Origin of the sequence: Spiroplasma endosymbiont of Thecophora atra (genome assembly GCF_964019735.1) — a bacterium.
GTDB lineage: Bacteria > Bacillota_I > Bacilli_A > Mycoplasmatales > VBWQ01 > Spiroplasma_E > Spiroplasma_E ixodetis_A.
This window is the reverse complement of sequence record NZ_OZ026464.1, coordinates 387890-411014: the sequence shown is the minus strand read 5'-3', so window position 1 is coordinate 411014 and position 23125 is coordinate 387890. Positions and strand designations below refer to the sequence as shown.

The following is a 23125-nucleotide window of genomic DNA, read 5'->3' as shown; positions in this document are numbered from 1 at the left end:
TTAGTATAACTAAACCACCTTTATGAGGTGGTTTTAAATTTAAAAAATAAAGAAAGCCGAGAACAAATATGAGTAACCATGTCCAAAAATTAATTCGTATCTTGATTATTCCTTCATATGCAGCACTGGTCTTTGCTTTAAAAGAAGTACTAGCAATATTACCAAATATTGAAGTTGTAACTTTCCTATTAGCATTTTCAGCATTAGTTTTTCCATTATATATGTCAATTACTATTCCTTTAATTTTTGCTTCATTAGAAATTCTACTTTACGGTGGTAATAGTTGAATATTTTTATATTTTAGTATATGACCAATATTGGTAATAATAATTTGAATATTTCATCATTTAATTAAAAAGCATTGATGAATTTTTGTAATTATTACAAGTTTATGAGGTTTTACTTTTGGTACATTTGATGCTCTAATTCATTTAATATTATTTGGTAAATCCAGTTTTTATCTTTACTGATTATCTGGATTAAGTTTTGATGCTATTCATGGCATTGGTAACTTTATGTTTAGTAGTTTTCTGTATAAACCAATTATCAGTATTTGAAATAAATATTTACAATATTATATTATTATTGATAATAATATTATTGAAGAACGCAATGATGAACAAACATCAAATAATGAAATATTAGTTGAACCATAAAACTAAATTTATATTTAAATCATTAACTATTCATATAATATTATTTATATCATTAAACTGATAATGAAAAGTGTTTATTTCAATCTCTTATTGAATCTTTTTCTTCTAAATTAAATGAATTTATATATTTTTTCAAATCATCTTCTTTTGCAAATAATTCTTTAAGATCTTCTTGTAATAAGTTTTGCTCATTAATTAATATTTGCATATTAGTTTTTACTATATCATATTTTTCTTTTAAATTTTCTTTTTCCCTATTGGTTTTTATAAATTCATTTTTATTTTCACATAGTTCTTTTTCTGTTATTTTATTTCAATCATAAAAATCTAAAGTAATACATTTAATATAAAAATTAATTCTTGGATTTATTTTCTTTGTATTTAAATTAATAATAGATTTTCTTAATTTAAAACTTTTTGACTGTAAAGTTAAAAGTTCTTTTTCTAATTTCTTTAATTCTATTTTAAAATCAAGTATTTTTGGTAATAACTCAATATAATATTTTTTTATTTTTTGATCAATTTCTTTTTCAAATATCTTAAATTTTTGCTTAGCTAAAATTTCTCTTTTTGTTTACTTTGAAATGTTTCTTGTTCTGGTTGTTGTTTTTTTAAATTTTCTTGAGTTTTTGACTGATTATTTTCTAAATTATTTTTAATTATTGCGTGACACTCAATTTCTCTAGAGTAATTTTTAATCATATTTTTTATGTTTAACTAAAACATTACGCGCTTCACTTAATTTTTGAAAATTAATAGTTGCTTCTGGATTATTAGTATTTTTATCTGGATGTAATTTTAAAGATAAACGTCTAAAAGATGCATTAATTTCGGGAATTGTTGCACCAATAGATAAACCTAATAATTCATAATATTGTTCCATTTTTAGTTTTTTTTCCTTTTTAATAAGCATTACTATATTCATAAATAATGATTATATTTATGGTAAGTTTGTACACGATCATTTACTGCTGTTTGACTAGTTAATTCTAAAGCATTAATTTCTTGAACAAATTTAGAACAAGAAAATTCTTTATCTGGTGAAGTGTTTTTTATACTATTTTTTTTATCATTAATATTTTTTCATAATTCAGTTAATTTAATTAAATTATTTAACTCATCATTTATTTTTTTTCTTTCTAAACTAATATTTTCAAATATTATTTTTAAATCTGTTCGTTCATTAGTTTTTTCTTGTATTTCCTTTTTATTTTTATTTAGTTTTTTTTCTATTCTTTTATTTGTATTAACAGAACCACAACTAAGCATTCAAAAAATAAAATTTTTAAAATTGCCGATTTTTTGCTTTTCCAAAGAAACATTTTCTTCTAATAAACTAGTTATTTTAAAAGTAGCATCAGTAATTACATCAATATAATTTGATAATATTATGGTTCTTTTTTCAACTTCTTTATCTAATACTTTAATTTTTTCATTAAATACTTGAATTTGTTCAATTGATAATGATTTAATATCATCTTCGGTAAGTAATTGAATTTGCTCATCTGTAAATATTTTAATTTGTAAATCTTGTTTATCCTTATCCTTATCTAATGGCATATTTTACTCCTTATTTAATAAACATTTTTGTTAAGTTGTATTTTAACTTCATTAATCATTTTTTCTAATTGATTAATTGCTTCTATTTGTTCTGCAATTCCTTTTTTAGTTTCCTTAGAAACAGAAACTGTTTCTGCTTCATTTTGTAATTTTATTAATTTATCTTTTTCTTTTTGTAATTTTTCTTGTCCAATTTCTATTTTTGATTTTAACTCATTACTAGATGTTTGTGTTTTACTTTCTTGCTGTTCCATAAGTTGATCTCCTTTTTAACATAAAAACCCATTTGCTTTAAAATTAAAACAATGGGTTTAAAAACATTATAAATCATTATATGCCTTTCTAAGTGAAAATCAATTAAAAACATAATAAACTTCCTTTTTTAAATTTTTACTAGAATAAAATTTTTATTAACTAATATCTTTACTCCATAAATGCTCATAACTTATATTTTCTAAAATTTAATAATCAAGTAATAATATAAGCACTAATATAAACAATAATATTAATACCAAAAGCTAATAAAAAATATCATCAACGAAAAATAATTGGATAAATAACATGACTAAAAGTAATTAACTGCTGTGCTAAAATATTAATCAATATTGGGGTAATAAAAATACTAAAAACTGAAAAAATTAAAATTAAAGGGACAACGATTATAATAAAATTGTAAGATACTTCCATAGTATTATATCCCAATACTTTTAAAATATTAATCAATATTCAATTATCACGAACTAAAATATTAGTAACCAAAGTCATAATCATCAAAGTCATAATCATCAAGTTCCTAGGGGCGTTGCCCCTAGTTGCTTCGCAACCTACCCCAGTGGGATAAACCCCACGGTTCCACCAACCAAGGTTCTGGTTGGAACCAACCATTAATATTGCTTTACTACATTTTATATTCATATTTATTTAAAAATAAAAAAATTCCCATCTGAATAGGAAAAGAATAAATTACCCTACATACTTAACCTGAATTTTAATTTAATCGAACAGAGGTATGCCTCTCTTTCTTTTAATAAAATCATATAAATATATAAATACATTACGTAAAAATATTAAATTGTCTTTAATAAAACTATTATGTTTAAACAATTGTAATAATTAAAAAAACAAAAAAGTAAATATTTAATTATCCTTCAGATGAAATTGTTTAAACAATTGTAATAGTTAAATATTTACTCTTAATAACCCTTTACTACTATTAACTCGTTACATTAACGCAATTATTAAGCAAATAAATACCTACATACATAATAACATAAAAAAGAAAAAAATGTAACTATGCTTTCATCTGAAAAAAAACATAATTACAAATAACATTATATATATATATATATATATATACAAGTATTATAATTAAAATTTAATTTAACTTTTTATTACCAAAAATTATTTTTTCAACCTTATCACCAAATACTTTATCTAACCAAGTTGAAACATCTTTATCTTTATGAATTAAATAGCCAATTTCACTAGTCCGTAAATAATGCTTATGTGATAAAGCACTTAAATATACATACCGTTCATAATCTTCATATTCTTTAAAATAATCATTTACAACAGTACTTTCAATAATACCACCAGTTAAAATAGTATTACCATCACTATCTTTTGGAGTTTTAAAATAAAACACATTTGTAGCATTAAAACTTGCTTTAATTATATCTTGAATTGTTATTTTCTTAATACCACGAATTACAATAGGATTTTTACAATTACGACTAAAAGCATAAGCCTTTACACCTACATCCGCTTGATTTAAAGACTTAACATCATCAAATGCTTTTGTAACATATTTTCCTAAATATTTAATAACAAATTCATTAGTTCCTTTTTTAACTACTTTTAAATCACTAAAACCATGAGTTCATCATTCTAATAACATACTTTTATGTACTTTTCTATTAAAAACTATATGAAAATGAACTGCTCCACGAGATTGATATTCATAAACATAAAAATACTTTAATTCACCTAAATATTTTAAACGTTTAGGATCATTTCATCATTTTTTTAATTTGCTAAATTGTAAAGGTAAGTGCAACTAAATTATTTTTCTATCCAAATATTCGATTGGTGAAAGATAATTTAGTATTTTTCTTGGTCTTTGGTTTAAAGACAATATAAATTTATGAACTTCATTTTTATTAGTTTTTGAAAAAATAAATTTTTTAGGAAATTTTTCTCTAATTAAACCATTAGTATTTTCATTAGTACCTCTTTGTCAAGGTGAATATGGATTGGCAAAATAAATTTTTATATCTAAATTTTTTTCAAGTTGTTGTCAATTTGAAAATTCTTTGCCACGATCAAAAGTAATAGTTTTAACAATGTTTTTAGGAAGAATTGATAAATAATAACTAACATTTTTATTAATAACTTTAGTAGTTCTGTTTTTAACTAATATTGCTAAAGTAAATCGTGATACTCTTTCAACTAAAGTTATTAAACATGATTTGCTTTTACCTCGTGATGATACTATAGTATCTCCTTCTCAATGACCAAGTGTTATACGATCATTAACATTTATATCTCGTTCTTTAATTGATTTACCATTAAACTTGCCACGATTTTCTTTAGATTTTCGTTTTTTACCTTTTCTTCTTAAATTTTTACTAGTAACTTTATCAAGCATTCCAAAATAAATTCAAGTATAAATTGTTTTAAAACTAATAACTCACTCTTTATGAAAATTTTTAATTCTGCCATAAATTTGTTCAGGTGATCAACCTAATAGTAATTTTTGTTGTACATATTTTACTAAATTCTTATTTTTAAACTTATGAAAACTAATATGTGATTGTTTTCGATTTTCAGCTTTATTTTGTGCAATTAATGAAAAATAATGATTATTATCTTTATTTCTATTAATTTCTCGAATAATAGTACTAATACTTCGATTAAGATTTTTAGCTATTTCACTAATTTTAAATTTAAATTTCAATTGATTCTCAATATAAATCCTTTCATCTATGCCAAGATGTTTATAACTCATATAAAAACTCCTTACTTTTTTCTAAACTAAATTTAGCATTATGAAATTTTTATATGAGAATTTTTTGCAATTTTATTTACTTGCACTTACAAGTATAACTCAGCATTTAATAAAAAATAAGCCAATATCTTTTTTAGCCTTTTTAATATCTTGCATATTATCTTTATAGGTTAAAGTAACAAAACTCATTATTTTACTATCATAAAAATTATGCAATGCTTTTTGAATTAAATTATTTTTTGCACGAACAGTACTATTTCTCAATTTTTGTTTACTACCAACATAAGATTTACCTTTTTTATTTCCAATATTACTCAAAAATGAAATTGGTAACACTATATTTTTCACATAACAAGCATAAAAAACCTTTTTAATATAAAAATCTTGTTGCATAACAAAAAAAACTACCTTTCAGATGAAGCATAAATGCTTAAATAGTTAATTATTAATTAATACAAAAATATAATAGCACATAATTATATAAAATATAACTATAAACAAAATAAAAGAAAAACGTTACTTAATTGATAATATAATACTACAAATTGCAAAAAAACCAATAAGTAATTGAATACTTATTTCATTATTTTCTAATGCTGCTTTTTCATTACCAATTGGAACAATACCACTCAAAGAACTAACAAAACCACTAGAATTAATGTAGTTAGTATTCAAAATTTTAGTTAAATCAAGATTATAATTATTTTCAGTATTAATAAAAGTTAAGTAATGTCGTAACTCATTATCATTAAATTTACTCATTTTGGCATTATTAATTAATAATCCTGTATTTTCATTAATAGCACTATTTAAAAGTGATTGTGATACTAATAATGTTGATATTCCTAAATTCCTAAAGCCATCATAAATAATACCAATTAAATATTTTTTATTACCATTAAAATCAAAATATGGATATAAAATAGCTTTACCAATATTGTTACCATTACCAGTACTAGTATTGGATGCTGGGCATTAGATGCTACAATCGGTAAAAAGGTAACATTTGGGGCATTAATACTAGTAATATGCAATTGTTTTTTTATATTGTTAACATTTTTAGTAAATTCTTTATCTAATCAAAAATCAGAAGTGTTCATTGTATCACTGTTCATATTAATAAAATTTTTAAATTTACTATTAATTAAATTAGGTTTAATAAAATTATTACTATTTGCATTAATACCATAGATAGTTTGTCTTATTGTAACTTCATTACTAAAGCATGAATCATTAAAAGTTTGAGTTACACTATCATAAGTATTACCAATAGCATTATTATGACTAAAATCCAAATCATAAGAATCTTCAATATTCAATTTAATAAAAGGTAACTCATTTTGTTCTTGATAAGGAATAATACCAAAGCTAATTAATAAATCATTATTATTACCACTTTCATTTGTTAAATAATTAATAATATTTATTTGTTTTGTTCACTGTTTTTTAAATGTTTGTGGTAATAAATTTCATGTTGTCGATTTTTCAAAATTTTTACGCATCTTTAATAAATCGCTACCCAAAAAATATTTATTCAACAATGTCAATTAATAATGGCCTAAACGATGATTATAAATTATTATTGCCTTATTATTTTGAATTAAAGTCAAATCCTATTCATTCTACATCTGATAAAGTTTGAGAATTTAAAGATGTAAAAGTGATATTAAAATCTGAATATTTTGAATTTACAGATATTAATAACATTAAATTAAAAAATAATGACATTAGTCAAAATGAATTATTTAAACTTGATGATAATCAATTCAACTGATTATCTATTACAAACGAATTAGAAAGTAATAACATACCTTCATTAATTCCAGCAGATTGAACATTAGGTAATGGTGAATATGGAAAATACTTTACAAGGGCACTTATTAATAAAAATAAAATTAAAAATGCTTTGAATTTATATGGTTCAAATAAATCTCAATTATTTTCTAAATTAGACTTTTATGAAGAAATTTCACAAATTGACAATGATAATGAATTTGAATTGCAAATTAAAAATCCGATTAATAACTTAAATCGGATTGAAATCAGTGGAATATTTGGTGCCGGAAATTATGATTTAATTTTAATAACTGATAAAAGTATTGATATCACTTTAAACAATATTAGTTTATTTGAAAAATATAATGAAAATATTTCCTATATTAATTTAGAAATTTAGATTATTTATTAAAATATCCATCAGGATATGTACCATCTCATTCTATGGCATCATCTGTAAATTTATTAATTGCAAAATATAAATCCATTATATCTTTACTATGATTTTTTCTTTCTCATATTGTTGAAGTACCAAAAATAATTTGTTTATTGTGGTCTAAATAATGCTTAACATTAGTACCTACATTATGGGTAAGCACTCCCCCCATGATTAATCCTATTGTTCCAGTTGTAGCACCAGTTAGTGCTAATGCTAATGTTATTTTACTTAAATTTGTTTTGATTCATGTTTTCATGTTAAATAACTCCTTTTTTTAATTTGTTAGTTTTTTATTTTTTCTATAACTTTTAAATTCTTTTTGTAATTTTTGTACTAAATTATAATTTTTAGTAAATTCTCTTGTAAAAACTTTATGTTCATTTTTTTGACAATATTCCAAAGCATTTGAAAGTTTAAAAAATTTATCAAAGCAAATTTTTGAACACATTGCTCAACGATTTTTTTCTGTTTTAAAATTATTTTTATTAATTTTTACATTTTTAGTACAAAACTCACAATTTAAAATTACTAAATCTTTATCTTCAATTTCATTTTCGTTTTCATTTGTTATACAAATGTTTATATCTTCCGTATCTTTCATTTTTTTACTCCTTTTTTCCTTGATTTTACTTATAAATTGTACTATTTTTGATTATTTTTACAAGTATGCTTTTAAACGCAAAATAACGCCTAAATTAAAGGTGTTTATTTTGTGATACATATACTATTAATTATATGTAACTTGTTTATTATATTGTAAATATGAAAGTACTTTTTTTCACAGTAGCATTATTTTAGTAATAATTACGTTCTTATGTGGATTATTGTGAATAAAATAAAGAAAAATAGATTATTATTTTAATTTACCATATTTTAACACTTTAAATTTATGTAAATTAAAATTAATAATTGATGCAGAAACAGATTAGGAGAGTAAAAAATATGAGTTTTAATTATAAATGAAATTTTAGAGAACAAAGTGAAAAAATTGATAAATTAGTTTTAGAACATATAACAAAGAAATGAGAAAAATGAGATTGAAGAATAAAAAATACAAGAGACAAAAAGAAATATAAAATTGTTGATTATCAATATCGAACAAGAAAAATAATGTATGGATTAGTAACTTATAAAAGAAGAATTTATGAATATTTTGATGAACAATTAAAAAAATGAGTAAGAGTTTGTTTAGTTGATGAATGACTAGAATTACCTAAATATAAAAGAATTGGTGAAGATATTGAACAAACTATTATTGAATATTTTGCTGATGGAAAAAGATATCATGATATTTGTGCAATTTGTAAAAAAGCAGGTATTAGTGTTAGTACTGTTCATAGAGTTTTTAAAAATTTAGAAGTAATTGAAGCAAATCCAGTAAAAGTAAAATTAGAAAAAAATCAACCTATTTTTGTAGCGATTGATGATGGACATCAAAAGTTTTGAAATTTTAAACGTAAAGGTATAAAACACTCTATACGATTAATAGTAACATATACAGATAATATTAATCATAAAGTACAAAATAAAAGAGTAAAAGCAATTATTAGACCAACAAAAACAGCAATTGGAGTTAAAAAGACTGCTGAATTTGTTAAAGAGCATTGTCAAAAATTTTATGAAAATATTGAGCAAGCTAAAATTATTATTTGTGGTGATAGTGCAGGATGAATTAAAGAAGTTGCTGATTATTTAGGTGCACAGTTTGTTTTAGATAAATTTCATTTAATTAGAACATTATATCTTGGAATAATGGCCGGAAATAAAGGAAAGTATGTAAAAGAATATAATAATTGTAAAAATTTAATTAATAATGGTCAATATGAAAAATTAATTGATTATTTATATAACCAATTAGATAATCATAAAAAATTAAAGAAAAAATATTTTAAAAATAATAAACAAGGTATTGAAAATCAAGGTAAAAAATGAAATATTGGTTGCTTTACAGAAACTAATATTTGACATGTTTTAAAAGAAATGCTTGGTAATAGAACATATAATATTAGTATTTACATTAAAATGGTTATTTCTAAATGTAATAAAATAAATACAGAGATACAATTATTATAAATTAAAATTTAACTTTTTTTTAAAAAATCAAAATAGAATAAAACTTATTAAGGATACCTTAATAAGAATTTTTGTTGTGTATAAATATTAAATTTATTTTTTAATTTTTTAATAATGTTTAAAATTAAGTATTTTAGTTGAAATATGTTTTAAAAAATAGTAAGATAAATGTACAATTTCATAAAAATCCAAATTATTTCTTGTCTAAAATATAATAAGACTATATAGATTTAATTTATTCCGGATTTTTGACAATCTCCCAATTATTTTCAATATCTTCATAATGATAACTATTTAAATAATTAAAATTAATTCCTTCAAATTGTAATGATAACATATCATTAACTAAACGACTAGCTGCAATTGAAAATAGCATTAATGTGGCAGCAAAAATACTAACTATACTAATGATAACTAATTTACCAAAACTACGCATGCTAATAGTTATTGCCAATTTATTATGATAACTAATATCACCAATAACTTTAACACTAATAAAATTAAAAATTTTGCTAATATTTAAATGATGATATTTTTTAAAATTTTTACTACTAATTAAGTCAAGTGGTTTTTTTGTAAAAATAAATAAACTATAAAAAAACTAATAATTACTAATAACAATAAAGGAACAGTTACCACAATAATTGTCATATGCACATTTATATATCATCCATAGTTAATTAACGCTAAATACAAGTTATGACTATTAATAAGAATATGACTAATAAATACTGATATAAAAACACCAATAATAGCAAAAATAAATAAAAGTCAAATAATAGCTAAAACCAAAGAAATTGTTAATTGTCAATTTTTATAACCCAATGTTTTTAAAATTCCAATTAATTTATGATTATGATGAATCATCTTTCATACTACCATTAAAATAATAACACTAGTGACAGTAAAAATTAATGTTAAAAATATTATACCGACATTTTGTGTCAAATTAATTCGCTCATTTAAGAAAAAAATAGCATTTTCATTATAAGGTCTTCATAAATAATCATCATTTGTTAAAATACTAGCAACATTAGCAAAATTTATACCATTAGTAAGATTTTGATAATGGTGACCATATGCTAATTGATTATGTAATATATTATATAATCATGGATTTAAACTACGTTCAGGATAAACTGGATTAAAACTATTTTTTTGTTTATTTTTATCAATAAAACCCTTAAAATCATTATTGATATTAGTCATTGTATTACTATTAACAAAAGCAACTGTTTTATTTTTTGGATCCATCAATCCACTAATATTATTAGCAATAAAAGCACTATTACGACTAGTAACAAATCCTCTAACAGTAAAAGTACGATTAACAATATTATACTTATCACCAATTTTTAAATTATTATTATTAGCAAATTGTTCATAAATTAAAATTTCATTATCTTGTAATGGTAACTCTTCTAAACTTTGTTTATAATTACCTACTAAAATTGGTGGATCAATAATATTTTTAGGAACTGTTTGTGTAAATAGAAAAGATTTACCGGTCATTAATAAATCATTAACTAAAGTATATTGATTTCATTCAATATTTTGAAATAACATGCCATTAATAATTAAAAAATATAGTTGTGATTGCAAAGAAATATCAATTGTATTATATTCATGATTAGCGTATGATATTTTATGATAAATTTCATCTTGATAAATTTTTAATGCTTTATCATTTAAAATAAAATAGTTTACTTGATTAATATTTGTCTTTCCATCATAAACATAACTATTAATTAAATTACGCATTGCATTTTTATATTCTTCAGAAGAATTATAACCTTGATGATAATCATTAGGAACTAATAGTTTAAAATCAACATAATGATGATGATATTTAGTAGATATGTTATTTCCGATTTGTAAATAATTATTAGCATGAGAATCACTTAAATCACTACTACCATTAAAAATAAAACGATAAGTATCGCTATTAGCATTAACTAAAACAATTTGAAAAGTTGCATGATTTAATTTAAAAGTATCAATACTATCATCTTGTTTATAATATGACATATTTTCCAATCATAATCCTAAATGTGTTTTATAATAATTATATTCTTTTTCAAAACTATTTTTTTCAATTGGTAATTCATTTAATTCTTGAAAATTAGTATTTTGACTAATATCATTTAAATATTGATTTTTTACATATTGATCAGAAAATTGAATGCTTAAAAAAGTTATAATCATAATCATAACTAAAAAGCCTAACCCTAAAACTTGAATAATATTTTTTCTTTGTTCACGCAAATAATTGAAAAATATTTTTACCATATTCCACTAACCCCAGTTGATACTTCAAGTTAATTTTATCAATTTAAAAATATTTTTAAAATTAAAACATTTTAATGTGTAATTTTTTATTTTAAGCAGTAAACCAGATTATATATTATTTAGTTAATGTCATTAATTGTTTATTATTAACGTTTAACTTTCAAGTAATAATGTATGAGACTAAATAAATTAAAATATTTATACTAATCATCAATGCAAAATATCATCAACGAAAAACAATAGGAAATGCGATTTTTGCAAAAGTTGCTAATAAATTAGAAAGTACCATTACTAAAGAAGGAACAATAAAAACAGCAACCAAACTACTCATTACCAATGCAGGTATTATTACCAGAAAGAAATTATAAGAAACTTCTAATGCAGTATAACCTAAACTTCGTAAAATATTAATTAATATTAAATTATCACGAACACTAATATTAGTAACAATAACAATAATCATTAGTGATAATGTAACACTAAAAATACCAAAAAATGAAATTATTATTTGTAAACTATATTGATTATTCTTCATAATACTACGTAAATTACTAATATCATACACCAATGATAATGAAGTACTAATACCTTTACTTTCCAAATATCCTGAGTGTGAAATTTGTGCTAAATCAATATTATAATCATTTTTATTACTAATAATTGGTAAGTAATGTTTAAACTCATTATCAGTAAATTTGCTTAATTTACTATTAGCAAAATTATTTTCTAATAAATCACTTTTACTACCAAATAAAATCTCATTAAGTCAAAGTTTGGGCATTACTATTATTTTTGGATCTAATTTATTAATATAATCATAAGCAACACCAATTATATATTTTGTTTGATTATCTAATCCTTTATACCTATAAATAACACTATTATTAAGTTGTTCTCCACCATTATAAACATTAACAACCGAAGGTAAAGCAGAAGTAGCCATTGGAATAAATTGAACAGCACTACTATCTGGATTTTTAATTCCTAATTTTTGAATTAAATGATTACGAATATTAATAAATTGTTTATCTTGCCAATTATTAGAAACTTCCATATCAGTTAAATTTAATTTACTAAAAGTAGAGAAATCACTTATACTAAAATTTAGAGATAAAAAATCACTTAAACTATCATCAATACCATAAGCAGTTCTTGGTGCACTTCAATTTTTAAAAGATTCTTTTGATAAGGTTTGTGTATCATTATCAAAAACAGCACCACGCTGATTAGGAAGTAACAGATTAGCCTTATCAAGTTCTAATTGTGTGTATGGTACTTCATACTGTTCATCATAAGGAATTAAACCAAAACTTATCAATAAATCAGTATTGTTTTTACCATTATTATTGGTTAAATAATTAAATAATATTTTATTTTTTTCTAAAAAATTCTTAATTATTGATGGAATCTTTGATGGATTAGCATCAATTCATTGTTTTATTTTTAATAATTCACTACCCATAATATAACGATTTTGAACATTAATTACAATTGATTTATTAGGATTAAGAGGATCAAATTGTTTAATTGCCGCTAATAATTCTGGATATAATGAAATTTTACTTTTAATATTATCAACACTATTAAATTGATACATTAATTTATTTTCGTTATTAATAAAGTTAGTTTTAATATTATCATCAAATTGATAACCATTTTGATAATTAAAATTAGTTCCCGCAAATTGTGAACCTAACATATTATTAACTAAACCACTAGCAGCAAGCGCAAAGAATACTAATGTTGCAGCAAAAATACTAGTAAAACACATAATTAATGTTTTACCAAAACTACGTAGTGAAGTAGTAACGGCCAACTTATTACGATAACTAAATCTACCAATCACATATCTTGCAATAAAAGTAAAAGTTGAACTAATATTTATTTTATATTTTTGTTTTGAAATATTATTAGTAATTAAATCTAAGGGTTTATTTCTTAATAAGAATAATACCATTAAAAAACTAATGAAAGTTAAACTAATGATTGGAATAACAAGTAATAAAATAGCAGTAACAATATTAAAATACCAACCATAACTAATTAAGGCAACAGTACTAATATTAGTAATATAAATTAAATAATGCGCAACTGGAATCGAAATTAAAACACCAATAATAGCAAAAATAAATAAAGGAGCAATAATTGAAATTACTAATGATATACTTAATTGTCAACTTTTATATCCTGTTGCTTTTAAAATTCCAATTAATTTTTTATTACGATCAATCATTTTAAAAGTAATAATAAAAATAATAATAGTAGTCACAATAAAAATTAAAATTAAAAATAAACTAGAAATCTCTTCAATAACATTAATTCTATTATTAATGGAACTAAAAGATCATTCTTGCATACTAGTATAAAATCTAGGATTATTGATATTTAAAGGTGAAACTATTTTATTATATTCAATACCATTATTATAATATTTTGTACTTGCTATATCAGTAGGTGTTTTATAAGTTGCATGAAGATAATTATAAATTCATTCATTATTTATTTGTGAATCAATATTTTTAGCCAAGTCAGGATTAATACCTAAAAAAAAATCATCAATATTACTGCTAAATGCCTTTAAATCAGATTCAACTTTGTGCATCGTATTACCATTAGTAAAAGCAACAGTATTATTTTTTAAATCAAGTGAATTACCAAAATAACGACCAACAAATGCTGCTAATGAGCTTGTAGCATAACCACGAATAATAAACGTTTGTCCAGCAATTACATAATTTTGACCAATATGTAAATTATTTAGTTCAGCAAAATGTTTGTAAATTAAAATTTCATTATCTTGTAATGGTTTTTCTGTTAAACTTGGGCCACCATCTTTGACAATAATTGCTTTATTAACAATATATTCAGGTCCTGTTTCAATAAAAGCAAAATTTTTACTAGTAATTAATAAATCACGGACCATAACAGCATGTTGTCATTCAATATCTTTATATAACATTCCCATTGACATTATTTCATATAACTTAGCTTCATTTTTAATATCTATTTCACTATAGTTTCGATTAGCATATGGATACTCAGTTTTTCCTTTAAAATTATCATTATAAAACTGTAAAGCAGCTTCACTAGTAATCATAAAATTTGTTGCATTTTCTGGATGTAATGGATCATATAGATATTGATTTAGAATATTAGCATATTGTTCTATCGTTGCTTTATGAGTATCATAAGATGGATAATTAATAGGAATATTAATTTTAAAATCAATATATTTATGGCTAGTATCATTAAAAAAACTATCACCAATAGCAAAATATTCTTTACTATTAGCGAGTCCTCCATAAAAAGTAAAACGATATATATCAGGTCTAGTAGCATCTGGTATTGTTAACTGAAAAGTAGCTTTTGCCATCTTTTCTTTATCAATAGTATTATCTTTTTGATAATAATTAATATTATTTAAATAAGAACCATTTTTATCTTTTTCATTATATTTTCCATCAAAATTAACATATTCCACTGGTGAAAAAAATGTATATTGGTTAAATTCATTATGAGCAATATCGTTAACATATTGTTCAAATAAATAATTATTAGAAAAATTTAATGATAAAAAGGCAATAATCATAATCATTACTAAAAAACCTAAACCAAACATTTGTAATAAATTGTTTTTTTGTTCACGAATATAATTACGTAATAATTTAAACATGATTATCCCTTCTTATGATCACTTATTAATAAATTAGATTTTGACAGTTTTGCTAAAGCTGACTTTGCTGCTTCTTGCTCAGCTTTCTTTTTATTTGTTCCTACTCCTTTCCCCATTAGTATTTTATTATCTAAATACACATGAACAATAAAATAAGTAATATTATCTTTTTTAATTTGTTCCATAGTTTTATAATTAATAGGATCTCTTTTTTCTGCCTGTACTAATTCTTGTAATTTAGTTTTATAATCAATAATTGTTTCTAACTGATTAGTTTTAATTAATTCAAATAAAGTTAAATCTAAGATTTTTTTAACGGCACTATTTCCTAAATCAAGATATACTGCAGCAAGAAATGATTCAAAAACATCTGATAAAATACTTTCGCGTTGTTGCCCACCTGTATTTTTTTCACCATTTCCCAAAAATAAATAATCTTGTAATCCTAGAGCAATTGCCACTCCTGCCAATGTTTCTTGTCTAACTGCTTTACTACGTAAACTTGTTAATTGTCCCTCATCTTTATTTGGAAATAAGTGCCAAATGTAAGTTGAAATATTTTCCCCTAAAATCGAATCACCCAAAAATTCTAATCGCTCATATGAATAATCTAAATTATGTTCGTTTGAAAAAGAACGATGAGTAAACGCTTCACGATAATTACGATTAGATTTAATTTTTTCTAAAATACTCGATTTTAAAATATGTTCAATATTAATCATATTTTTCTCCTTAATACTTATTTATAAATTATAATTCTTGAATTTGTTTAGCTATTTTATTAGTAACATCTTGCTCAATAGCACGAATTAAAAGTTTTAAAGTACTATAATAAGATTTTTTATCACTAGATCCATGTGCTTTAAAAGCAATGCCATTAATACCTATTAATTGAGCACCACCTGTATTCTTATAATCAAAAGTCTTTTTAATATTTTTAAAAATACCAATTGACATTAAACCTAAAAATTTAGTTCATAAATTTTTTTTATAACCATTTTTAATTAATGTAAATAATAATGATGCCATGCCTTCAACTGATTTTAAAACAATATTACCTGAATAACCATCACAAATAATAATATCAACATCACCACTTAAAACATTTCGTGGTTCAATATTACCGTGAAAATTTAAAAAACTTAACTTTTCATTTTTTTGTGTTAATTGTTTTAGTTTAGCATATGTTGCTTTAGTTACTTCTGGACCTTTGCTTTCTTCAATGCCAATATTTAATAAACCAATTTTAGGACGTGAAATATTTTGAATAGTTTGACAATAAATATGAGCCATTAATGCAAAATTAATTAATTCATCAACAGTGTTTTCAATATTTGCTCCAACATCCAATAATACTACTTGTCGATCTTTTATTAAAGTAGGCATAATTGGCATGAATGCCGGACGTTTAATGCCTTTGATTTCGCCTAATAAAAAATGACAAGCACCAAGATAGGCAGCAGTTGAACCCGAAGTTAGAATCCCATCTGCTTTTTTATTTTTAACTAACTGAATGGCTTGATTCATAGAAGAATCAGTCATTCTAATACCAGCGAGTGGACCATCATTCATAGTTATTACTTGGGTTGTTGCTAGTATTGTTATTCTTGATGATAATGGCTTATTTTTTAATAAAATCTGCAAGTTTCCATTAATTTGTTTTTCATCACCAACTAAACAAATTTCAACGTTTTTGAATTCTTTAATAACTTCTAACGCTGCAGCAATAGCGGGCAAACTACCATGGTCTGAACCCATTACATCAAAAGCAATTTTCATAGTTCCTCCTAAAAACAAAAAATAATTTAAGAAACCTTAAATAATATTATATTATATTATTGATAATTTAATTATACGTTAATTTTTTTAATTCCTTAAGATTAACAATCCAACTAATACTGCATTTATTTATTTTAAATATGAATATTTCATTATTTGCTAGTAAAAAGTTAAAAAACAATTTATCTCTAATTATTTTGATATTAATTTTCTAAATAATTGTTTTTATTTACACCAGTTTTTTTTAAAGACCAAAACCCTTTTATTTATTTTATTAATAAAAAAAACTTTAAAAGCAAAAAACTAATATAAATATAAAAATATCTTATCATAATTTTACTAAAATCAAAAATAATCAAAGAATTAAAAAAATATTAAAACATTTAATAGTGTTTATTTTTATTTATAAAATAAACACTATTAAATTGATTATTATTCATAAAAAATAAAAATAAAGTTAATTAAAAATAATTTATGTCATTATTTAGTGATAATTTCCTATTAGTTATCGAGTAAAAATTTTCCAAAAGTGAAGTTAAATATACTTGGTGATAAATATGGAAAGAAGTATGACTATGAAAGAAAAATATAAATACAAAATTATAAATGATATTATTATTAATAAATTATCTAAACATCAAGCCAAGAATAAACTTAATCTAACTATTAGAAGAATTAACCAATTAATTCAAATTTTTAATAGAGAAGGTAAAGTTGATTTTATTCATAAATCTCGTAATAAAATTTCTAATAAGGCAACAAATTTTGAAATCAAAATTAAGATTATAAACTTGTATAAAACAAAATATTATAATTTTAATTTTCAACATTTTCATGAGAAATTAATTAATGAAGAAAAAATTAAGATTTCATATAGCACACTTTATACTATATTAATTAAAGAAAAAATTACTTCACCAAAAAGACATAAAAATAAAAAAAATAACTTACATCCAACAAGAAATCGAAGAACAAATTTTGGTGAATTAATTCAAATGGACGCCAGTAATCATCATTGATTTGGTAACGATAAACCAAAATCATTTTTACATGCTGCAATTGATGATGCTACAGGAAATATTGTTGGACTATGATTTGATCATCAAGAAACATTAGATGGTTATTATAATATTTTTTATCAAATTTTAACTAATTATGGAATACCAAAAACATTTTATACCGATAATAGAACAGTTTTTGGATATAAGAAAAAAGTTGATGCAGGAAAAATAAATACAGAAAATGACACTTATACTCAATTTCAAAAGTCCTATAATGATTTAGGTGTTGAAATAATCAGAACTTCAATTCCGCAAGCTAAAGGTCGCGTTGAACGCTTATTTGGAACACTTCAAAGTCGTTTAATTAGTGAATTACGACTTAATAAAATTAGAAATTTAGAAGAAGCTAACAAATTTCTTAAAACATACATAAGTACTTTTAATAAACAATTTGCCTTTCCTATTGATGATACTAAATCTGCTATGGTTAAAGCTCCTACACAGGAAGAAATCAATATTTATCTTTCAAGATTTTCTAAAAGAAAAACAGATAGTGGTTCAACCATAACATATTATGGTAAAAAGTATTTTCCTTATAAAAATAACAAAGTTCAATACATACAACCTAGAACTGATGTAATTGTACTTAAATCATTTATTAATGAATTATATCTTAGTTACAATAATCAAATGTATGAACTAAAAGAAATAGCACAAAAACCAATTATAAAAGAAAATTTAATAAAAACTAAAAAAGTTTATATACCCAATAAAAATCATCCTTGAAGATATGGATATCAATAATTCTGAATTAAAATTAAAAATCTATTTTATAAGATATTTAATTTTATAAATACTAAACCATATAAAATTTTAAAACGTTTGCGTATGAGCAAATTTGGTGTTCTAAAATTGATTTTAAATATAAAAGAAATTGTAATTGCAATCTCTCGTTTTTACATTTGTGGTAAGTTTGATTTAGTCGGATTTATTAATAAATTATTTAAAGTTACATTATTAATTTTATTAACATCTATATTTATTTCACTATTTGATTTTCTTATATATAATTCTTTTACTTTTTTAATATTTCCAAAAAGTTCTTTTGATATTTTTATAAAAAAATCATTTTTTTCTTTAATTATTTTATTTTTATCAATTTTTCCAAAAGTAAATATTTTCAATATTGAATAACTAATTTTTTTAAATTTGCTAATCTTTTGTTTTTTTAAATTTTCATTAATATCAACAATAGTAGTTTGAGCTAAATTAACTCTATTACTAATAATTTCTGGAGTAAATTGATTTTTATCAATAATTATTTTTTTCAATTCTCTATTAATTCATTCATATTCTTCTTGTAAATTTTTATTCATTTTTTCATCCTTTCAAAATAAAAACTCATTTACTTTGAAATTAAAGCAATGAGTTAAAAACTTATATTAAACTTAATTAAATTATACAAAAAAAAGTTCGCAAATCAAAATTTAAAGCTAAATTTTTAACGTTTATTTGGAATTCGTGTTTATATTTATTTAACACTGTAACTTTCCAAAATAATTTATTTTTTTATAAATATTTTTGGGAAATTTTCACTCGATATTGACATAAAAATAATTTTTATTGTATTTTATTTTGCTAAATTGTAAAGGTAAGTGCAACTAAATTATTTTTCTATCCAAATATTCGATTGGTGAAAGATAATTTAGTATTTTTCTTGGTCTTTGGTTTAAAGACAATATAAATTTATGAACTTCATTTTTATTAGTTTTTGAAAAAATAAATTTTTTAGGAAATTTTTCTCTAATTAAACCATTAGTATTTTCATTAGTACCTCTTTGTCAAGGTGAATATGGATTGGCAAAATAAATTTTTATATCTAAATTTTTTTCAAGTTGTTGTCAATTTGAAAATTCTTTGCCACGATCAAAAGTAATAGTTTTAACAATGTTTTTAGGAAGAATTGATAAATAATAACTAACATTTTTATTAATAACTTTAGTAGTTCTGTTTTTAACTAATATTGCTAAAGTAAATCGTGATACTCTTTCAACTAAAGTTATTAAACATGATTTGCTTTTACCTCGTGATGATACTATAGTATCTCCTTCTCAATGACCAAGTGTTATACGATCATTAACATTTATATCTCGTTCTTTAATTGATTTACCATTAAACTTGCCACGATTTTCTTTAGATTTTCGTTTTTTACCTTTTCTTCTTAAATTTTTACTAGTAACTTTATCAAGCATTCCAAAATAAATTCAAGTATAAATTGTTTTAAAACTAATAACTCACTCTTTATGAAAATTTTTAATTCTGCCATAAATTTGTTCAGGTGATCAACCTAATAGTAATTTTTGTTGTACATATTTTACTAAATTCTTATTTTTAAACTTATGAAAACTAATATGTGATTGTTTTCGATTTTCAGCTTTATTTTGTGCAATTAATGAAAAATAATGATTATTATCTTTATTTCTATTAATTTCTCGAATAATAGTACTAATACTTCGATTAAGATTTTTAGCTATTTCACTAATTTTAAATTTAAATTTCAATTGATTCTCAATATAAATCCTTTCATCTATGCCAAGATGTTTATAACTCATATAAAAACTCCTTACTTTTTTCTAAACTAAATTTAGCATTATGAAATTTTTATATGAGAATTTTTTGCAATTTTATTTACTTGCACTTACAAGTATAACTCAGCAAATAATGTTTTTAATGAATTTGAATTGCTAAATGTTGATTCCATGACGTATAGTGAACAAATCCAAAATAAAAGAATTTTAAATACCGGAACGATTTACTATGACAATAGAAATAAAAAATTTAGGGGTGGTGGTAATTCCTATCCTGAACATGGAAAAATTAATTTAATTGGTGATATAGAAGAAATATATCAATATCAAGGAATAGATACACCAACTGAATTTATAACAGAAGAAAGTACTGAACATGATTATTACACAAAACTAGAAACTAATAATTTATTAGATAAAAAGCAAAATATCAATGATGATGCTTTACAAACAGTTTCTAAACAAATCGTTCCTGCAATTAATGAAATCAATAATAAAATTCCTAATTTATCTGATTATTATAAAAAAGAAGAAGTAGATAAAAAATTAGACAATAAAATGGATAAAGACCAATTCAAATATGCTTTTTCTATAAATACTATTGGTACTGAAATTCCTAATTTAGAAACTACTGATAAAACTGTTGCTGGTGCTATTAATAAATTAAAAGAAAAAATAAAAGATAAAAAATTTTCAAATGATTATTTTAAATATAATACTGAAACAAATGAAATTGCATTAAATGATGAAGAAAATTCATTACTTTGTAAAGATTTATTAGAAAATAATGAATATAAATTATTAAAAACTCAAAATAAAAAATTATTACAAGCCATTAATGAAATATTAGAAAAACAACCACAACCCAGTCCAAGTGGTTCAAATTGAAAAGAAGTAGGTAAAGTCGTAGTAGATAAAAATAATATTACACATATAGAATATATATTTAAAGATAAAACACATTATAGAATATATTATAGTTTTGGTGATTATACTAGTAAAGAAAATAATAAAAATTATAGTTGACGCTGAGTTATACTTGTAAGTGCAAGTAAATAAAATTGCAAAAAATTCTCATATAAAAATTTCATAATGCTAAATTTAGTTTAGAAAAAAGTAAGGAGTTTTTATATGAGTTATAAACATCTTGGCATAGATGAAAGGATTTATATTGAGAATCAATTGAAATTTAAATTTAAAATTAGTGAAATAGCTAAAAATCTTAATCGAAGTATTAGTACTATTATTCGAGAAATTAATAGAAATAAAGATAATAATCATTATTTTTCATTAATTGCACAAAATAAAGCTGAAAATCGAAAACAATCACATATTAGTTTTCATAAGTTTAAAAATAAGAATTTAGTAAAATATGTACAACAAAAATTACTATTAGGTTGATCACCTGAACAAATTTATGGCAGAATTAAAAATTTTCATAAAGAGTGAGTTATTAGTTTTAAAACAATTTATACTTGAATTTATTTTGGAATGCTTGATAAAGTTACTAGTAAAAATTTAAGAAGAAAAGGTAAAAAACGAAAATCTAAAGAAAATCGTGGCAAGTTTAATGGTAAATCAATTAAAGAACGAGATATAAATGTTAATGATCGTATAACACTTGGTCATTGAGAAGGAGATACTATAGTATCATCACGAGGTAAAAGCAAATCATGTTTAATAACTTTAGTTGAAAGAGTATCACGATTTACTTTAGCAATATTAGTTAAAAACAGAACTACTAAAGTTATTAATAAAAATGTTAGTTATTATTTATCAATTCTTCCTAAAAACATTGTTAAAACTATTACTTTTGATCGTGGCAAAGAATTTTCAAATTGACAACAACTTGAAAAAAATTTAGATATAAAAATTTATTTTGCCAATCCATATTCACCTTGACAAAGAGGTACTAATGAAAATACTAATGGTTTAATTAGAGAAAAATTTCCTAAAAAATTTATTTTTTCAAAAACTAATAAAAATGAAGTTCATAAATTTATATTGTCTTTAAACCAAAGACCAAGAAAAATACTAAATTATCTTTCACCAATCGAATATTTGGATAGAAAAATAATTTAGTTGCACTTACCTTTACAATTTAGCTGACAAATAATTAATTTTTATTATCAATTAGATACAAATGTTTTAAAAAGTAGTTTATGAATATCAAATAATAATGTTAATGCGGATACTGAAATTAATATTTATAATAATAGAATAATGTGGGGTATGGGTAGAGATTATATTTTTAAAAAATTAGAAGAATTACAGGAATAATATT

General features: G+C 22.1%; 27 protein-coding genes. 7 read left to right on the top strand and 20 right to left on the bottom strand.

The genetic code is table 4. From position 1 onward, the window contains the following. Nucleotides 1–68: 68 nt before the first annotated feature. Nucleotides 69–656 (top strand): hypothetical protein, encoded by a 588-nt coding sequence (locus tag AACL05_RS02350; RefSeq protein WP_338962242.1) that lies wholly within the window; start codon nt 69–71, stop codon nt 654–656. 52 nt (nt 657–708) lie between these two features. Here the strand turns inward: AACL05_RS02350 and AACL05_RS02345 are convergent, their stop codons facing one another. The 11 genes from AACL05_RS02345 to AACL05_RS02295 all read right to left on the bottom strand — a co-directional run bounded on the left by AACL05_RS02345 (nt 709) and on the right by AACL05_RS02295 (nt 6761). Next, complete coding sequence (locus AACL05_RS02345) at nt 709–864, bottom strand: hypothetical protein (protein WP_338962239.1); 156 nt, start codon at nt 862–864, stop codon at nt 709–711. 347 nt (nt 865–1211) lie between these two features. Then, on the bottom strand, nt 1212–1358 hold the full coding sequence (locus AACL05_RS02340) for a hypothetical protein (RefSeq protein WP_338962237.1): 147 nt from the start codon (nt 1356–1358) through the stop codon (nt 1212–1214). Further along, a complete protein-coding gene (locus AACL05_RS02335; protein ID WP_338962234.1) occupies nt 1351–1539 on the bottom strand; it encodes a J domain-containing protein in 189 nt (62 codons plus the stop codon). Before AACL05_RS02335 ends, AACL05_RS02340 begins: the two co-directional genes overlap by 8 nt. A 32-nt stretch (nt 1540–1571) precedes the next feature. After that, nucleotides 1572–2216 (bottom strand): hypothetical protein, encoded by a 645-nt coding sequence (locus AACL05_RS02330; RefSeq protein ID WP_338962232.1) that lies wholly within the window; start codon nt 2214–2216, stop codon nt 1572–1574. A gap of 14 nt (nt 2217–2230) precedes the next feature. Then, complete coding sequence (locus tag AACL05_RS02325) at nt 2231–2470, bottom strand: hypothetical protein (protein WP_338962231.1); 240 nt, start codon at nt 2468–2470, stop codon at nt 2231–2233. A 169-nt stretch (nt 2471–2639) separates the two neighbouring features. Beyond that, nucleotides 2640–3131, bottom strand: a complete 492-nt coding sequence (locus AACL05_RS02320) for a hypothetical protein (RefSeq protein WP_338986189.1) — start codon at nt 3129–3131, stop codon at nt 2640–2642. Nucleotides 3132–3591: 460 nt separating this feature from the next. Next, nucleotides 3592–4272, bottom strand: coding sequence for a rolling circle replication-associated protein (locus AACL05_RS02315; RefSeq protein ID WP_338986188.1), 681 nt, complete (start codon nt 4270–4272; stop codon nt 3592–3594). After that, nucleotides 4273–5223: an IS30 family transposase gene (locus AACL05_RS02310; protein ID WP_338960236.1), complete on the bottom strand. Its 951-nt coding sequence runs from the start codon at nt 5221–5223 to the stop codon at nt 4273–4275. A 72-nt stretch (nt 5224–5295) separates the two neighbouring features. Then, nucleotides 5296–5616, bottom strand: a complete 321-nt coding sequence (locus AACL05_RS02305) for a hypothetical protein (protein WP_338986187.1) — start codon at nt 5614–5616, stop codon at nt 5296–5298. Nucleotides 5617–5739: 123 nt separating this feature from the next. Continuing rightward, the gene (locus AACL05_RS02300) at nt 5740–5985 is read right to left on the bottom strand and encodes a hypothetical protein (protein WP_338986186.1); all 246 of its coding nucleotides are present in this window, start codon (nt 5983–5985) and stop codon (nt 5740–5742) included. Nucleotides 5986–6101: 116 nt separating this feature from the next. Further along, the gene (locus tag AACL05_RS02295) at nt 6102–6761 is read right to left on the bottom strand and encodes a hypothetical protein (protein ID WP_338986185.1); all 660 of its coding nucleotides are present in this window, start codon (nt 6759–6761) and stop codon (nt 6102–6104) included. Nucleotides 6762–6763: 2 nt separating this feature from the next. Here AACL05_RS02295 and AACL05_RS02290 point away from each other — a divergent pair, with 2 nt between their 5' ends. Next, nucleotides 6764–7399 carry a hypothetical protein gene (locus AACL05_RS02290; protein WP_338962216.1) on the top strand — a complete coding sequence of 212 codons (636 nt, stop codon included), beginning with the start codon at nt 6764–6766 and terminating at the stop codon, nt 7397–7399. 1 nt (nt 7400) lies between these two features. On the opposite strand, the gene AACL05_RS02285 is transcribed toward AACL05_RS02290, so the two are convergent. Both AACL05_RS02285 and AACL05_RS02280 read right to left on the bottom strand, forming a co-directional pair. Then, complete coding sequence (locus AACL05_RS02285; protein ID WP_338962213.1) at nt 7401–7694, bottom strand: hypothetical protein; 294 nt, start codon at nt 7692–7694, stop codon at nt 7401–7403. A gap of 18 nt (nt 7695–7712) precedes the next feature. After that, complete coding sequence (locus AACL05_RS02280; protein ID WP_338962211.1) at nt 7713–8039, bottom strand: hypothetical protein; 327 nt, start codon at nt 8037–8039, stop codon at nt 7713–7715. Nucleotides 8040–8380: 341 nt separating this feature from the next. Here AACL05_RS02280 and AACL05_RS02275 point away from each other — a divergent pair, with 341 nt between their 5' ends. Continuing rightward, nucleotides 8381–9511 (top strand): Mbov_0401 family ICE element transposase-like protein, encoded by a 1131-nt coding sequence (locus AACL05_RS02275; RefSeq protein WP_338986184.1) that lies wholly within the window; start codon nt 8381–8383, stop codon nt 9509–9511. Between the two features lie 235 nt (nt 9512–9746). Here AACL05_RS02275 and AACL05_RS02270 read toward each other — a convergent pair whose 3' ends face one another. From AACL05_RS02270 to plsX, 5 genes are all read right to left on the bottom strand, one after another. Then, a complete protein-coding gene (locus tag AACL05_RS02270; protein ID WP_338962206.1) occupies nt 9747–9965 on the bottom strand; it encodes a hypothetical protein in 219 nt (72 codons plus the stop codon). Between the two features lie 101 nt (nt 9966–10066). Next, complete coding sequence (locus AACL05_RS02265) at nt 10067–11800, bottom strand: FtsX-like permease family protein (protein WP_338962204.1); 1734 nt, start codon at nt 11798–11800, stop codon at nt 10067–10069. Between the two features lie 115 nt (nt 11801–11915). Beyond that, nucleotides 11916–15473 carry an ABC transporter permease gene (locus AACL05_RS02260; RefSeq protein ID WP_338986183.1) on the bottom strand — a complete coding sequence of 1186 codons (3558 nt, stop codon included), beginning with the start codon at nt 15471–15473 and terminating at the stop codon, nt 11916–11918. A gap of 2 nt (nt 15474–15475) precedes the next feature. After that, entirely contained in the window at nt 15476–16195 is a 720-nt protein-coding gene (gene rnc, locus AACL05_RS02255) for a ribonuclease III (RefSeq protein WP_338986181.1), read from the bottom strand. A 28-nt stretch (nt 16196–16223) separates the two neighbouring features. After that, nucleotides 16224–17252, bottom strand: coding sequence for a phosphate acyltransferase PlsX (gene plsX / locus AACL05_RS02250; RefSeq protein ID WP_338962200.1), 1029 nt, complete (start codon nt 17250–17252; stop codon nt 16224–16226). A 557-nt stretch (nt 17253–17809) separates the two neighbouring features. Here plsX and AACL05_RS02245 point away from each other — a divergent pair. After that, nucleotides 17810–19057 carry an ISNCY family transposase gene (locus tag AACL05_RS02245; protein ID WP_338962198.1) on the top strand — a complete coding sequence of 416 codons (1248 nt, stop codon included), beginning with the start codon at nt 17810–17812 and terminating at the stop codon, nt 19055–19057. Between the two features lie 152 nt (nt 19058–19209). Here the strand turns inward: AACL05_RS02245 and AACL05_RS02240 are convergent, their stop codons facing one another. Then, nucleotides 19210–19629, bottom strand: coding sequence for a hypothetical protein (locus AACL05_RS02240; RefSeq protein WP_338961431.1), 420 nt, complete (start codon nt 19627–19629; stop codon nt 19210–19212). Between the two features lie 285 nt (nt 19630–19914). Beyond that, nucleotides 19915–20865 (bottom strand): IS30 family transposase, encoded by a 951-nt coding sequence (locus AACL05_RS02235; RefSeq protein WP_338960236.1) that lies wholly within the window; start codon nt 20863–20865, stop codon nt 19915–19917. A 147-nt stretch (nt 20866–21012) separates the two neighbouring features. On the opposite strand from AACL05_RS02235, the gene AACL05_RS02230 reads away from it, so the two are divergent. From AACL05_RS02230 to AACL05_RS02220, 3 genes are all read left to right on the top strand, one after another. After that, nucleotides 21013–21900 carry a hypothetical protein gene (locus AACL05_RS02230; RefSeq protein WP_338986179.1) on the top strand — a complete coding sequence of 296 codons (888 nt, stop codon included), beginning with the start codon at nt 21013–21015 and terminating at the stop codon, nt 21898–21900. A 72-nt stretch (nt 21901–21972) separates the two neighbouring features. Beyond that, entirely contained in the window at nt 21973–22923 is a 951-nt protein-coding gene (locus tag AACL05_RS02225) for an IS30 family transposase (RefSeq protein WP_338960236.1), read from the top strand. Next, nucleotides 22924–23121, top strand: a complete 198-nt coding sequence (locus AACL05_RS02220) for a hypothetical protein (protein WP_338986177.1) — start codon at nt 22924–22926, stop codon at nt 23119–23121. Nucleotides 23122–23125 lie beyond the last annotated feature (4 nt).